This window comes from Winogradskya consettensis (assembly GCF_018332715.1).
Taxonomy (GTDB): domain Bacteria; phylum Actinomycetota; class Actinomycetes; order Mycobacteriales; family Micromonosporaceae; genus Actinoplanes; species Actinoplanes consettensis.
This window is the reverse complement of sequence record NZ_BOQP01000047.1, coordinates 1-13,462: the sequence shown is the minus strand read 5'-3', so window position 1 is coordinate 13,462 and position 13,462 is coordinate 1. Positions and strand designations below refer to the sequence as shown.

The window sequence follows — 13,462 nt, the reverse complement described above, 5'->3', positions numbered from 1 at the left end:
ACGGTGCGTGCCCCGGTTCGCCGCCCTTTGACCAGCCTTGATCCACGCGTAACACCGGCACGCGACGCCGCATGCGACACTGATCGGATGCGGCGTCTCGTGTTCCCAGCCATGCTGGCCTTTGGGCTGGTAGTGGTGGGTGCCGTGCCAGCCTCCGCCGAGGAGGCCCCAGCGGCCTCGGCGACGAAGGCCGCGGCCGGCAAGAAGGTGTGCAAGGTCACCGATCCGCTCCTCGACGAGCTCTCGGGCATCGTGGCGACGGATGACGGGTTCGTCGTCATCAACGACGGGTCGCTCACCGACGCGAAGAAGAAGGTTTTCTTCCTCACGGACAAGTGCGCGATCGACAAGACGGTGTCCTACAGCGGTGGGCCCCTCGACACCGAAGACATGATCATCTCGCCGGACGGCAAGACCCTCTGGATCGCGGACACGGGCGACAACGCCGTCCGCGACAAGAGCGCGACGTCCCGCCCTTCGGTCGCTCTCTGGAGCATGCCGGCCGACGGCTCCGAGAAGCCCAAGATCCACCGCCTGTCGTACCCCGACGGCGACAAGCACGACGCCGAGGCGCTCCTGCTGGACGGCAAGGGCAACCCGGTCATCGTCACCAAGGAAATCACCGGCGCGGCGCAGATCTACACGCCCACGACGGCCCTGAAGACGAACAACAAAGAGGGTGTCCCGCTCAAGAAGGTCGGCACGCTCGAACTCCCCCGCACGGACACCTCGGGCACGACGTTCGCCCGCCTCGCCCAGGGCGTGGTCACGGGCGGCGCGGTCTCTCCCGACGGCAAGAAGGTAGTGATCCGCACCTACCTCGACGCCTTCGAATGGGACGTCACCAACGGCGACGTGGTCGCGGCCCTCAAAGCCACCCCCCGCGCCACCGGCCTGCCCAACGAGCCGTTCGGTGAAGCCATCAGCTACAGCGCCGACGGCAAGACCTTCGTCACGGTCTCCGACTTCGGCGACGTCGACGACGCCTCGGTCAACTACATCCTGCGCTACACCCCGGCCACCAAGGTCGTCGCAGCGAAGTCCGACTCGGCCTCCAGCAACAAGTCAGCCGGCTCGAGCTTCTTCTCCAACCTGAGCCTCGACGACATCACCTACCTCGTCGCCGGCGTCGGCGTCATCGGCCTCCTCCTCGTGGGCGCAGGCGTCATCGGCATCGTGAAGGCCCGCAAGAAGCGAGCCCTGGAGCCGGCCCCCGCCGACGACGAGGACGACCTCCTCGGCGCCCCCGCCCCCGGCGACGCCAAAACCGAACTCCTCACCGTCGGTGGCCCACCCCGCGGCAACGCGGCCTACGCCGCCGGAGCCGGCCCGTCAGGCCCGATCTACGGAGCCAAGGCCGCCGCAGCCCAGAGCGCAGGCGTCTACGGCGGCGCCGGTGCTGGTGCAGCCGCCGCGGGTCGCCCGGGTCCTGCCGGACCCGGTGGCCCGCAGGGCCGCCCTGCCGGTGGCCCTCCGGGCGCAGGTCAGCCCGCCCGCGGTGCGCAGCCCGCCCGCCCTAGTGGTCCCGCTGGCCCTGGCGGCCCCCAGGGTCGCCCCACCGGCGGCGCCCAAGCTGCCCGCCCCGCCGGCACGGCCCAGCCCGGCCGTCCCGCCGGCGCCGCTCAACCTCCCCGCCCCGGTGGCGCCGCGCAGCCCGCCCGCTCCGGCGGAGCTCCTGTCGCTCAGCCCCCTCGCACCGGCGGTTCCGCCCAGCCTTCCCGCCCCACGGGCGCCGCTCAGCCTCCGCGTCCGGGCGGCGCAGCCCAGCCTCCGCGTCCCGGTGGCGCAGCTCAGCCTCCGCGTCCCGGCGGTGCGGCACAGCCTCCGCGTCCCGGCGGTGCGGCTCAGCCCGCTCGCCCGGCGGGTGGTGCCCAGCAGGGCCGCCCCTCTGGTGGCGCTCAGCAGGGTCGTCCTGCAGGCGGTGCCCAGGGTCGTCCTGCCGGCGGTGCCCAGCAGGGTCGTCCCGCGGGTGGGGCTCAGCAGGGTCGTCCCGCCGACGGTGCCCAGCCCGGCCGTCCCACCGGCGGCCAGGGCCGTCCCACCGGCGGCGCTCCCCGCCCGCCCCAGGGTGGCCAGCCCGCTGCGCGGCCTGCCTCGGCCCCGCAACCCGGCCGCGCCCCTCAGCCTCCCGCCCGTGGTGCCCAGCCCCCACGCGGCGGAGCCGCCCAACCCGGCCGCGCCACACCCCCTCCGACCCGCGGCGGCGGCCCCCAGCAAGGCGGTGGCGACAACGGCCGCCCCGGCCGCGGCGGCGGCGTCTACGGCGGTGGCCCGCAGGGTGGCGGCGGAGGCCGGTAGGCAAGCGGCCCCGCCACAACCCAACGGTCCCGAGGTGGGGAAGCCCTGAGGAATCCGGGCCAGGGCCGCTGACCACTCAGCTCATCGAGGCTGGACACCCCACCAGGTGTCCAGCCTCGCTCGGTTTCCATAGGCGTTCTCATGACCCGCTCGCACCTGCCGGGTCACCGACCCCACTCCGCGGAGCGGTCCCCGAGAGCCTCGGCGACGGCCTGGTGATCAAGGGCAGCTGATGCAGGGACAGGCCGTCGAGCGCCGCTGGGTCCAGTAATGCGAACCGGAGCACTTCGGCGGCCGTCTCATCGCCGGCGAGGCCCGGCGCGAGAGCGGCACATACCCGGACCCCGAAATCGGCATCCGTGAGCCACTCCGCCGGCGCCACGCCCAGCTCGCCGAGCCCGAGGACCATCGATGCCCGATAGCGCGGCGAGCCCTGGCAAGCCTGCTCAGCGTGGTAGGCGGTGACCTCGTCGTGTTACCTCCGGAGACCGGGGTGCGCGACGAGCAACGCCGTGGCGCTCGCGGCGGCCGCGCGCAATTCCTCCGGCCAACTCGCCGTGAGTAGCGGCTCATCCGGCGTGGGCGACGACTCCTCCGCCTGGCTTGGCGTGAGCAGCGTTGACAGCGGTGCGAAACACTCCGGGAGGAAGTCGAAGCAGTCCACTCGCGCCCCGGCGATCAACACCTGCCCAGGCGCGTCATCGGCGTCCCAGTCGAAGATCGACCGCTCCTGCCGCAGGTATTCGTCGAGCCATTCGTGCACGGCCGGTTCGTTGCGGCGGGCAGCGGTGAGCCGCGCGCCGTCCAGATCGGTGGCGGTGAGGACGGAGCGGATCACGTCCCGGATCCACCACACCGCGGCAACCCGCAGGGTGGGATCGGATCCGCCGAAGTCGTCCGCAGTGACGGCACTCGCGAGGTGGCGCAGGCCGAGAACCGTTGCCGGGGTGATCCGCCCGTCGCAGTAGAGCGCCGTCCACAGGAAGGTGTAGGGCTGCCACGCCGCGTGGGGATGATCCCGGAGGTACATGTCTTCGCGGCCGTGCCGAAATGCGTTCAGCAACTGATCGCCACCGCGCGCCGGACCGTACGCGTGGAAGGCCCGGTCCCAGCTGCTCACGCCCGCAGACTTCTTCCTGAGCGTGGCCGATCCCGCCGTACCCGGGGAATGCTGGTGCGGCGGGGTGGCCCGGTTGGTGTCAGACCCGGCGGAGGACGGCCACCACGCGGCCCATGACGACGGCGTCGTCACCGGGGATGGGATCGAAGGCGGGGTTGGCCGGCATCAGCCAGACGTGGCCGTCCCGCTGGCGGTAGCTCTTGATGGTGGCCTCACCGTCGATCATGGCGGCCACTATGTCGCCCACGTTGGCGGACGGCTGCTGGCGGACGACCACCCAGTCGCCGTTGCAGATGGCCGCGTCGATCATCGAGTCGCCCTTGACCTCGAGCATGAAGACCTCGCCCTCGCCGACGAGCTCGCGGGGCAGCGGGAAGAAGTCCTCGACGGCCTGCTCGGCCAGGATCGGGCCGCCGGCGGCGATGCGACCCAGCAGCGGCACGTACGCCGGTGCCGGGCGGGCCGAGCGGAGCGTCTCGTCGTCGACCATCTCGCTGGGGGAGCGGACGTCCACCGCGCGGGGGCGGTTGGGGTCGCGGCGCAGGAAGCCCTTCTTCTCGAGCTCCTTGAGCTGGTAGGCCACGCTCGACGGGGAGACCAGGCCGACCGCTTCGCCGATCTCACGGACGCTCGGCGGGTAGCCGTAGCGCTCCACCCAGTCCTTGATGAACTCCAGGATGCGGCGCTGGCGGGCCGTGAGGTCAGCCGTCACCACGTCGGGGAACTGGCTCACCACCGGTGTCACCGAACGCAACTGCGGCGCGTCGGCGCTGCGGGCCCGGGCCGGGGTCCGGCGGCGCAGGGCCGCCCTGTTGTTCGTCGCCTCGGGCTTCGAGTCCTTCTGCTGTTCCCGGCTCGTCCGGTCGTCGGTCGACACGTCGGCCCTCCTTGTCGGCCAGTGCCCTCTCGGACACGTGGTGCGCTCGCGGAGCCGGACATCTGCCGTGGGGATGACGTATGTCCGGCTGACCCCTCTTGAAGCAGAACCGTACTTGCGCGGTACGACATATTCAAACATCTGTACGACATTCTCCCGGCGTGTCGCCCTGAAGTGCTCGACTTCCGTACGCCTGTTCTGATAGACCGTCGTACGGGCGTTCGATCGAACGCCCGTACGAGAGAAGTATGCGATGAAAGGAATATGCCGTGGTAGCAACCGGTGTGCGCTCGGGCCGCCCCGTCCCGCTGCGGTTGACGCGGCGGGGACGTGTCGCCGTTCTGGCTCTCTTCGTGCTTCTGGCTTCCTTGGCCAGCGCAGTGCTGTGGACCACAGCTTCGCGCGCCGATGAAACGCCCGCCGGGCCCGCCGTGCCGGTGGTGGTCCAGCCGGGCGACTCGCTCTGGTCGATCGCCGACCGGATGGTTCCGGAGCGCTCGCCGCAGCAGGTGGTCCCCGAGATCCGTGATCTGAACGGGATCGACAGCCCATACATCTATGCCGGTCAGACCCTGGCGGTCCCGAGTCGCTGAGCGTCCGGCCCCTTGGGTAGTGGCGCCGACCGGGGTGAGTAGCCGGGATCACCTGTCGCCGGTGGCGTGGAGGCGGGGGTGGAGTGGTGTCCGGTGGGGGTCCGGAGGCTGTCGGCAGGGGTGGGGAGCAGGTCGTCGGCCAGTCGGGGCATTGATGGGTGCGAGGGTCCGGGCGTGGTGGGTTTACCCCGTCGCGTGACCTTGATCAACTGGTTTCGGTGCTGGCCGTGACCGGTGCGGCACCCGGCGTGTTGAGGTAGAAAATACGGCGCGCCGAACCGTCGGTGAACTTGCGTCGGCGTCCGCAGCGGCATAACGTCAACCCCAACATCTAGTAGTTACAAGGGTGTAAGTCATCCACAGGTTGGGGTCTGGCCCCCACGTCGTCCACAGATTCGTCCACAGGTTCGAGGCGGAAATTGATCACCTCGGAGCTGCATGTTGGCGTGTCCGGGCGGCGGGGAGACCGCGGGCAACTGCCTCTGGTGATCAGTGCTCTGAAGCTCTGGCAACAGGAGGATTACGGTGCGGTGCCCGTACTGCCGGCACGCGGACTCCCGCGTGGTCGACTCGCGTGAGGCCGACGACGGTCAGTTGATCCGTCGCCGTCGGTCGTGCCCCGAGTGCGGCAAGCGGTTCACCACCGTCGAGGAGGCCGTCCTCGCCGTGGTCAAGCGCAGCGGAGTCACCGAGCCCTTCAGCCGGACAAAGATCATGAGCGGGGTGCGTAAGGCCTGCCAGGGCCGGCCCGTCGACGAGGACTCGATCGCGCTGCTCGCGCAGAAGGTCGAGGAGACCGTGCGGGCCAAGGGCGCGGCCGAGGTGCCCAGTCACGACGTGGGCCTGGCGATCCTGCTTCCGCTTCGTGAGCTCGACCAGGTGGCCTATCTGCGCTTCGCGAGCGTCTACAAGTCGTTCGATTCGCTCGACGAGTTCGAGCGGGAGATCTCCGAGCTGCGAGAGGCCGCCACGAGCCGGGAGGCGGCCGCCCGGCACGTGGTCACCACCAGGCCCTCCGGCGGCAGGGCACCGAAGATCAGCGACCGGTCGCCCTAGGCCGGCACCACAACGCCGGGCGAGGCGGCACGGCGAGCACCAGCGGCGCGCGCAGGCACCATCAGCGTGCGCCGGCCGAGGCGCGTGGGGCTAGGAAAAGCGCAGCGCTGAAGCAAAACCCGCGGGAGGGCAAGTAGCCGCGGGCGTATCACCTGGGACTGCAACACCGGCGCGAGTACTGCACCGCCGCCACGGGGCGCCGCGCGTACCGGTGCGCTTTCGGGCGTACCGGCAGAGGGGTTTTGCCCCGAAACGGCTGGGAATGGAAGCACGGCCCGGGAGGCCGCGCTGTCGGAAAGTGGATCGCGGTGGGGAAGCCGTGATCGTTCGAGGGGGAGCACGCACATGGCCGGTGACGGCATCACAGCAGGTCGGCAGCGCACTCGCGCTGGTAACGGGGGCGCCGCGGTCGGGGGGCTGCGCGTCGAGCGGGTCTGGACGACCGAGGGGGTCCACCCGTACGACGAGGTCGAGTGGGAGCGCCGCGACGTCGTCATGACGAACTGGCGGGACGGCTCGATCAACTTCGAGCAGCGCGGGGTCGAGTATCCGGCCTCGTGGAGCGTCAACGCCGCGAACATCGTCACCACCAAGTACTTCCGGGGTGCGGTCGGCACGCCGGGCCGTGAGTGGTCGCTCAAGCAGCTCATCGACCGGGTCGTGAAGACCTACCGCAAGGCCGGCGACGACAACAACTACTTCGCCGCCCCGGCCGACGCCGAGGTGTTCGAGCACGAGCTGACCTGGATGCTGCTGCACCAGGTGTTCAGCTTCAACTCGCCGGTGTGGTTCAACGTCGGCACGTCCTCGCCGCAGCAGGTCAGTGCGTGTTTCATCCTGTCCGTCGACGACTCGATGGACTCGATCCTCGACTGGTACAAAGAAGAGGGCCTGATCTTCAAGGGTGGCTCCGGTTCCGGCGTCAACCTCTCCCGGATCCGCTCCTCCCGTGAGCTGCTCTCCTCCGGTGGCACCGCCAGCGGCCCGGTGAGCTTCATGCGTGGCGCCGACGCCAGCGCCGGGACGATCAAGTCCGGTGGCGCGACCCGCCGCGCGGCGAAGATGGTCATCCTCGACGTCGATCACCCCGACATCGAGGAGTTCGTCACCACCAAGGCCCGCGAAGAGGACAAGATCCGGGCCCTGCGCGACGCCGGGTTCGACATGGACCTCGGCGGCAGCGACATCGTCTCCGTGCAGTACCAGAACGCCAACAACTCCGTGCGCGTCAGCGACGAGTTCATGCGGGCGGTTGACGAGGGCACCACGTTCGACCTGCGGGGCCGGATGCACGGCGAGACGATCGAGAGCATCGACGCCCGCAAGCTGTTCACCGAGATCGCGAAGGCCGCCTGGGAGTGCGCCGACCCGGGTCTGCAGTACGACGACACGATCAACGACTGGCACACCAACCCGGAGACCGGCCGCATCACCGCGTCCAACCCGTGTTCGGAGTACATGTCGCTGGACGACTCGTCCTGCAACCTCGCCTCGCTCAACCTGATGAAGTTCCTGAAGTCCGACGGTGGCTTCGAGATCGAGAAGTTCGTCAAGAGCGTCGAGTTCGTGATCACCGCCATGGAGATCTCGATCTCCTTCGCGGACTTCCCGACCCCGAAGATCGGCGAGACCACGCGTGCCTACCGCCAGCTCGGCATCGGGTACGCGAACCTCGGCGCGCTGCTCATGGCGACCGGCCACCCGTACGACTCGGAGTCGGGCCGTGGCGTCGCCGCCGCGATCACCTCGCTGATGACGGGTGTGGCCTACCGCCGCTCCGCCGAGATCGCCGGCGTGGTCGGCGCGTACGACGGCTATGCCCGCAACGCCGACGCCCACAAGCGCGTCATGCGCAAGCACGCCGCGGCGAACGACGCGATCCGCCCGCAGGGCGACGTCGCCACCGCCCTGGTGAAGGAAGCCACCAAGCAGTGGCAGAACGGCAACAAGATCGGTGAGAAGAACGGCTGGCGCAACGCCCAGGCGTCCGTGCTCGCGCCGACCGGCACCATCGGCCTGATGATGGACTGCGACACCACCGGCGTCGAGCCCGACCTGGCCCTGGTCAAGTTCAAGAAGCTCGTCGGCGGCGGCTCGATGCAGATCGTCAACCAGACGGTCCCGCGCGCGCTGCGCAGCCTCGGCTACCCCGAGGAGCAGGTCGAGGCGATCGTCGAGCACATCGCCGACCACGGCATCGTGGTCGACGCGCCCGGCCTCAAGCCCGAGCACTACGCGGTCTTCGACTGCGCGATGGGCGAGCGTTCGATCGCCCCGATGGGCCACGTCCGGATGATGGCGGCCGTCCAGCCGTTCATCTCGGGTGCGATCTCCAAGACGATCAACATGCCGGAGTCGGCGACCGTCGAGGACATCGAGAACGTGCACTTCCAGGGCTGGAAGCTGGGCCTGAAGGCGCTCGCGATCTACCGCGACAACTGCAAGGTCGGCCAGCCGCTGTCGGCGTCCAAGGGCAACAAGGCCGCCGCCCCCGCGCCGGTCGACGTGGTCGCCGAGGCCGAGAAGATCGTCGAGAAGGTCATCGAGTACCGCCCGGTCCGCAAGCGCCTCCCCAAGAAGCGCACCTCGGAGACGGTGTCATTCTCGGTCGCCGGTGCCGAGGGCTACCTGACGGCGTCGTCCTACCCGGACGGCGGCCTCGGCGAGGTCTTCCTCAAGATGTCGAAGCAGGGCTCCACCCTGGCCGGCGTCATGGACGCCTTCTCGGTGGCGATCTCGATAGGGCTGCAGTACGGCGTCCCCCTGGAGACGTTCGTCAGCAAGTTCACCAACATGCGCTTCGAGCCCGCCGGCATGACCGACGACTCGGACGTCCGCATGGCCGCCTCGGTGATGGACTACATCTTCCGTCGCCTGGCCCTGGACTTCTTGCCCTACGACACCCGCGCCGAGCTGGGCATCTTCACCGCCAAGGAACGCGCCGCCCAGATCCAGGCCGAAGCCGCCGAGGCCGCGGGCGTGGTCGCCGAGACGACAAGCGTCGACCTCGCGGGCATGGCCGCCTCAGCCCCGGTCACCGCCCCGACGGCCGAGGTCCCCGCCGTCACCGAGATCGAGAAGGCCGCGCCCACCACAGCGCACTCCTCCACGGAGCTCCTCGAAATCGTCCTGGGCACCTCCGCGGACGCCCCGCTCTGCTTCACCTGCGGCACCAAGATGCGCCCCGCCGGCAGCTGCTACGTCTGCGAAGGCTGCGGCTCCACCTCCGGCTGCAGCTGACCCTCGGAGTAATACCCAGCACGACCGTTCTCAGATGACAAATGGCCCCTGTTGCGTCCGACGCAGCAGGGGCCATTTGCGTCGAAGACGATACGGCGGACCTGGAAGTACGTTGAGTAATTGACGTACCTATGGCCGCGAGGCGTGCTGGAAGTGACGAGGGGTGGTGGCGGCAGACGGCGCATCCTTCGATGAAGCGCTGGACCGGTGATCGGTCCACGTGCGGGCCGAATATCTGGGTCGCATTCTGCGGGACCAACTTCAGGCGCGGAAACCGGATTCTGGCGTTGTGTGCAAGACGGGCTGGTGCCGGTTCGAGGTGCGCCTGAGGGGCCCCACGGTTGCGGAGCCCCTCAGGCCCTATGCGGTCCAAGCGGGGTCGCGGCCGGTGAGGCCGAGGATGCGGTCGAGGGGTGGGGCGTCGGCGGGGATGGGGATTTCTTTGCCGTAGGCCTCCATCTGGCGGCCGAGGTCGGCGGTTTTCGCGACGTCTTCGAGGAGGAAATCGAGCACCTCGGGCGCCCATTGTGGGTGCTGACCGGTCGCCGTGGCCAGGTCCCAGCCGTGGACGACGACTTCGCCGATGGTCATGCCGCCGACCATCGGGGCCGGCATCGGGGCGTTGCCCATGGAGATTTCGCCCTCCCACGACTTGGGGTCGGAGTAGACGGTGCCCAGGATGGCGTAGCGGTCCTCGAGGCTTTCCGGGGGCTCGGATTTCACTCCGGCGGCTGAGGACAGCCAGGTGGCGGTGCCGGCCATGTGATCCAGCAATTGGCGTACGGTGAAATTGCCGCATGGGGTGGGTAGGTCGAGCTGCTCGGGGCGGACGGCCTTGACCACCGCGATTGTGGGTTCCAGGGCCGGCGTGACGAGCTCATGTGCTGACATGACTACTGACCATAGGCGGCACCGGTGCTCAGGTGTGGGACCGGTTTGACGAGATTGAAACACGCTGACGATCAATATTTGCGATGCTGGATGGGTGCAGATTCTCGCAGCCGCCGCCGCGGTGCTCACCCTGATCAGCGGTCCCACCCCGCCCGCCGAGTTCGGCAGCGACTGGGACGACCCCGTGACGGCGGCCCCGCCCGTGACCACCCCGCAGACCCCCAGCTGCTCGACGACGATTGTGGACACCGAATTCCGGGACTTCACGCCGTACCAGTCGAATTATTCTCCGTCCTGTGCCGGGCCCTGGCAGAAAGTGGTGCTGCGTCTGGACGGCGCGGTCGCGGGTCGGCAATATGACCGGCTCGGCTATCTGACGGTCGGCGGCGTGACCATTTTCAAAACGTCGACGCCGGAGCCTTCGCCGGACGGAATCACCTGGTCGGTGGAGAAGGACATCACGCAGTACGCGTCGCTGCTCACCAAGCCGCAGCCGATCGAGATGCTCATCGGGAACGTCGTCGACGACACCTACACGGGCGTGCTCGACGTGACGGTGAAACTGACTTTCTACCGTGGTGCCTCCGGTGACCGGCCGGAGATCCTCCCGATCAGCCAGGCCATTCCCCGCAACACCGAAAAACTGTTCGCCGACGTGTACGCGACGGGGTCCGGTGGTGGCTGCGAGGAATTCTGGTATCAGACCGTTCCGGACGGAATCCCGTATTCCTGCCCCGCGGACAACGGCCCGTACCGCGAGGTTCAGGTCACGATCGACGGCCGGCTGGCGGGCATCGCCGCACCGTATCCGCACATCTACACGGGCGGTTGGTCGAACCCGTTCCTCTGGTATGTCCTGCCGGCGCCCCGCGCATTCGACATCCAGCCCATCCGTTACGACCTCACGCCTTTCGCCGGTCTGCTCACCGACGGTAGAGCGCACGACATCAAGGTGGACGTGGTCGGCGTGCCCGAAGGTCAGTCAGGGTGGGACGTCCCGACGGCCCTGCTCGCCTGGCGGGACAAACACGCCACTCAGGTCACCGGCGGTCTGCTGAGCAGCACGTCGTCGCCGCTGCGCAACAGCTCGGTCTACACCGAACCCACCCTGAAGACCACCGGCGGCCACTCGCTCACGGTCAGTGGTTACCTCAACACCTCACACGGCCGCGTCACCACGACGGTCGGCCGCACGGTCGCGAACACCAGCACGCACACCTGGAACGCAGACGAGACCAACGACACGCTCCGCGCGATCTGGACCGACACCACCAGCACCACGATCAAAGCGGGCAGGTCCAGGCCGTCCACCACCACAACCAGCCGTCAGTACGCCCTGAGCGGCGCGATCACCATCGATGACAACGACCGCCTGACCACCACGATCTCGCTCACCGACGCAGCGACCACCCCCGCAACCCGCCTCCTCGACACGTACGAAGGCACAGCGTCCTGGCTGCTCAACGTCCCCCGCGACCAGCGCCACGCCACCGGCACCTCCACCGAGCGTTACCGCTTGTGGCAGCCCGGCCCCGACTACGACCACACCATCACCGCGGTGAACGGCACGATCACCGTCAACCGCCACTGAGGGCTTTCGTCGGCAGGTTTTGTCGCTGGCTTTCACTGCGGGCTTTATCGGGGGACTTCACCGCTGACCTTTACCGTTGGCCCGCTCGGGATCGCGACTTCTCCCGGGCGGGCCTGCTGGCGTTTCTCCCCGTCACACCGTGCGGCTTGGCAGCGTTCTCACAGCGTGCGGCTTGGCAGCGTTCTCACAGCGTGCGGCTTGTTTGCGTTTCTCGCCGGGCGGCTTGTTAGGTTGAGACGTGATCGACCCGCGCGTTGCGCCCGTGCAGGCTGCGAAGATCGCCGTGGCGGTTACGTTCGCCACCAACGGGATCGCGTTCGCGGGCTGGCTGGCGCGTGCTCCCGCCGTACGCAACGATCTGGGCCTGTCTCCGGCCGGACTCGGATTGCTCCTGCTCTGCCTCTCGGGCGCGGCAGTCTTGGCGATCCCTCTCGCCGGCCCGCTCGTCCAACGCTTCGGAGCGGCCCGCGCGGTCCTCACCGGCAGCATGTCGGTCGTCCTCGGCCTGATCGTCCTGGGCACCGGCACCGCCCTCGGCTCAGTCCCGATCGCCGGCGCCGGCCTCGTCCTGCTCGGCGCGGGCAACAGCCTGTGGGACGTAGCCATGAACGTCGAAGGCGCCACAGTCGAACGCCGCGTCGCCCGAACCCTGATGCCCCGCTTTCACGCCGCCTTCAGCCTGGGCACGGTCGGCGGTGCGGGATTGAGCGCGCTGGCTGCGTACCTGGAAGTATCAGTGACCATCCAGGTCTGTGCCACCGCCCTCCTGGCAGCAGCGATCATGCTCTTCACGGTCCGTCGTTTCCTACCGGCCGAAACCATCCCCGCAGGCAGCCACCCTGGCGGCCGAGTCCGCGACGCCTGGCGCGAACCCCGAACGCTGCTCATCGGCGTCATCATGCTCGGCTTCGGCTTCACCGAAGGCGCCGCCAACGACTGGCTCGCCATCAGCCTCGTCGACGGCTACCACGCCACGGAGACGGTCGGAGCCATCGGCTTCGGCTTCTTCGTCACCGCCATGACCGTCGGGCGGCTCTTCGGCGGCTCAGCAATCGAACGCTGGGGCCGAGTCGCCGCGCTGCGGGTGACGGCAATCTCCGCCCTGTTCGGCCTGCTCCTGGTGGTCTCCGGCCTCGGCATACCCGTGGTCCTCATCGGGGCGCTGCTCTGGGGCGCGGGCGCCTCGCTCGGCTTCCCCGTCGGGATGAGCGCGGCGGCCGATGATCCACTTCGCGCGGCGATCCGGGTGTCCGTCGCGGGCTCGATCGGTTACGGCGCCTTCCTTGCGGGGCCGCCCTTGATCGGGCTGCTGGCGGAGCACTTCGGCATCCTGCGCGCCCTGTTCCTGGTAGTCGTCGCCATCGGCCTGGGCCTGATCGGCTCTGGAGCCGCGCGCCCCTTGCAGGCGGCAACAAACGGAATCGCGCCCACGGGGCCGCCGTCCGACTCGGACGGCAGCGACAAGGCCTGAGCCGTTGCGTTCTGCCCGTCTGCGGCTGGTCGCTATGGAGGTTTGGCCTGATGGGGCGGTAGGCCCGGCTGGGCTGGGCTTGGCTGGCCTGGTCGCAGGTCCGACTCCAGCTGCCGCAGGGTTGCCGCTCGGCCTGGACCGAACCGGAGCCTCGCCCCTGGTCCTCGGCTCAGGCTGACGTTCTGGTCCGGGCTGGCGTCCGGGCTGGGCTGATGTTTTGGTCCGCGCTGGTGTCCGGGTCGGGCTGATGTTTGGTCCGCGCTGGTGTCCGGGTCGGGCTGATGTTTTGGTCCGGACTGACGTTCGGGTCGGGCTGGCGTTTTGG

At 69.1% G+C, this 13,462-nt stretch carries 9 protein-coding genes; 6 read left to right on the top strand and 3 right to left on the bottom strand.

The genetic code is table 11. From position 1 onward, the window contains the following. Positions 1–87 precede the first annotated feature (87 nt). Positions 88–2,298: a hypothetical protein gene (locus Aco04nite_RS38065; protein ID WP_244876607.1), complete on the top strand. Its 2,211-nt coding sequence runs from the start codon at positions 88–90 to the stop codon at positions 2,296–2,298. A 475-nt stretch (positions 2,299–2,773) separates the two neighbouring features. Here the strand turns inward: Aco04nite_RS38065 and Aco04nite_RS38060 are convergent, their stop codons facing one another. Together Aco04nite_RS38060 and lexA are read right to left on the bottom strand one after the other, a co-directional pair. Beyond that, positions 2,774–3,418, bottom strand: a complete 645-nt coding sequence (locus Aco04nite_RS38060) for a hypothetical protein (RefSeq protein WP_213002088.1) — start codon at positions 3,416–3,418, stop codon at positions 2,774–2,776. 79 nt (positions 3,419–3,497) lie between these two features. Next, positions 3,498–4,295, bottom strand: a complete 798-nt coding sequence (lexA, locus tag Aco04nite_RS38055) for a transcriptional repressor LexA (RefSeq protein WP_213002087.1) — start codon at positions 4,293–4,295, stop codon at positions 3,498–3,500. A gap of 368 nt (positions 4,296–4,663) precedes the next feature. On the opposite strand from lexA, the gene Aco04nite_RS38050 reads away from it, so the two are divergent. From Aco04nite_RS38050 to Aco04nite_RS38040, 3 genes are all read left to right on the top strand, one after another. Continuing rightward, positions 4,664–4,888, top strand: coding sequence for a LysM peptidoglycan-binding domain-containing protein (locus Aco04nite_RS38050; protein WP_244876597.1), 225 nt, complete (start codon positions 4,664–4,666; stop codon positions 4,886–4,888). Positions 4,889–5,413: 525 nt separating this feature from the next. Further along, entirely contained in the window at positions 5,414–5,944 is a 531-nt protein-coding gene (gene nrdR, locus Aco04nite_RS38045; protein ID WP_203838762.1) for a transcriptional regulator NrdR, read from the top strand. Between the two features lie 345 nt (positions 5,945–6,289). Beyond that, the gene (locus Aco04nite_RS38040; protein ID WP_213002086.1) at positions 6,290–9,184 is read left to right on the top strand and encodes a vitamin B12-dependent ribonucleotide reductase; all 2,895 of its coding nucleotides are present in this window, start codon (positions 6,290–6,292) and stop codon (positions 9,182–9,184) included. A 360-nt stretch (positions 9,185–9,544) separates the two neighbouring features. Here Aco04nite_RS38040 and Aco04nite_RS38035 read toward each other — a convergent pair whose 3' ends face one another. Then, positions 9,545–10,075 (bottom strand): TIGR03086 family metal-binding protein, encoded by a 531-nt coding sequence (locus Aco04nite_RS38035; RefSeq protein WP_213002085.1) that lies wholly within the window; start codon positions 10,073–10,075, stop codon positions 9,545–9,547. A 94-nt stretch (positions 10,076–10,169) separates the two neighbouring features. Between Aco04nite_RS38035 and Aco04nite_RS38030 the strand changes: the two genes are divergently transcribed. Further along, a complete protein-coding gene (locus tag Aco04nite_RS38030) occupies positions 10,170–11,666 on the top strand; it encodes a peptide-N4-asparagine amidase (RefSeq protein WP_213002084.1) in 1,497 nt (498 codons plus the stop codon). Between the two features lie 238 nt (positions 11,667–11,904). Next, positions 11,905–13,137 (top strand): MFS transporter, encoded by a 1,233-nt coding sequence (locus Aco04nite_RS38025; RefSeq protein ID WP_244876596.1) that lies wholly within the window; start codon positions 11,905–11,907, stop codon positions 13,135–13,137. The last annotated feature ends 325 nt before the right edge of the window (positions 13,138–13,462 follow it).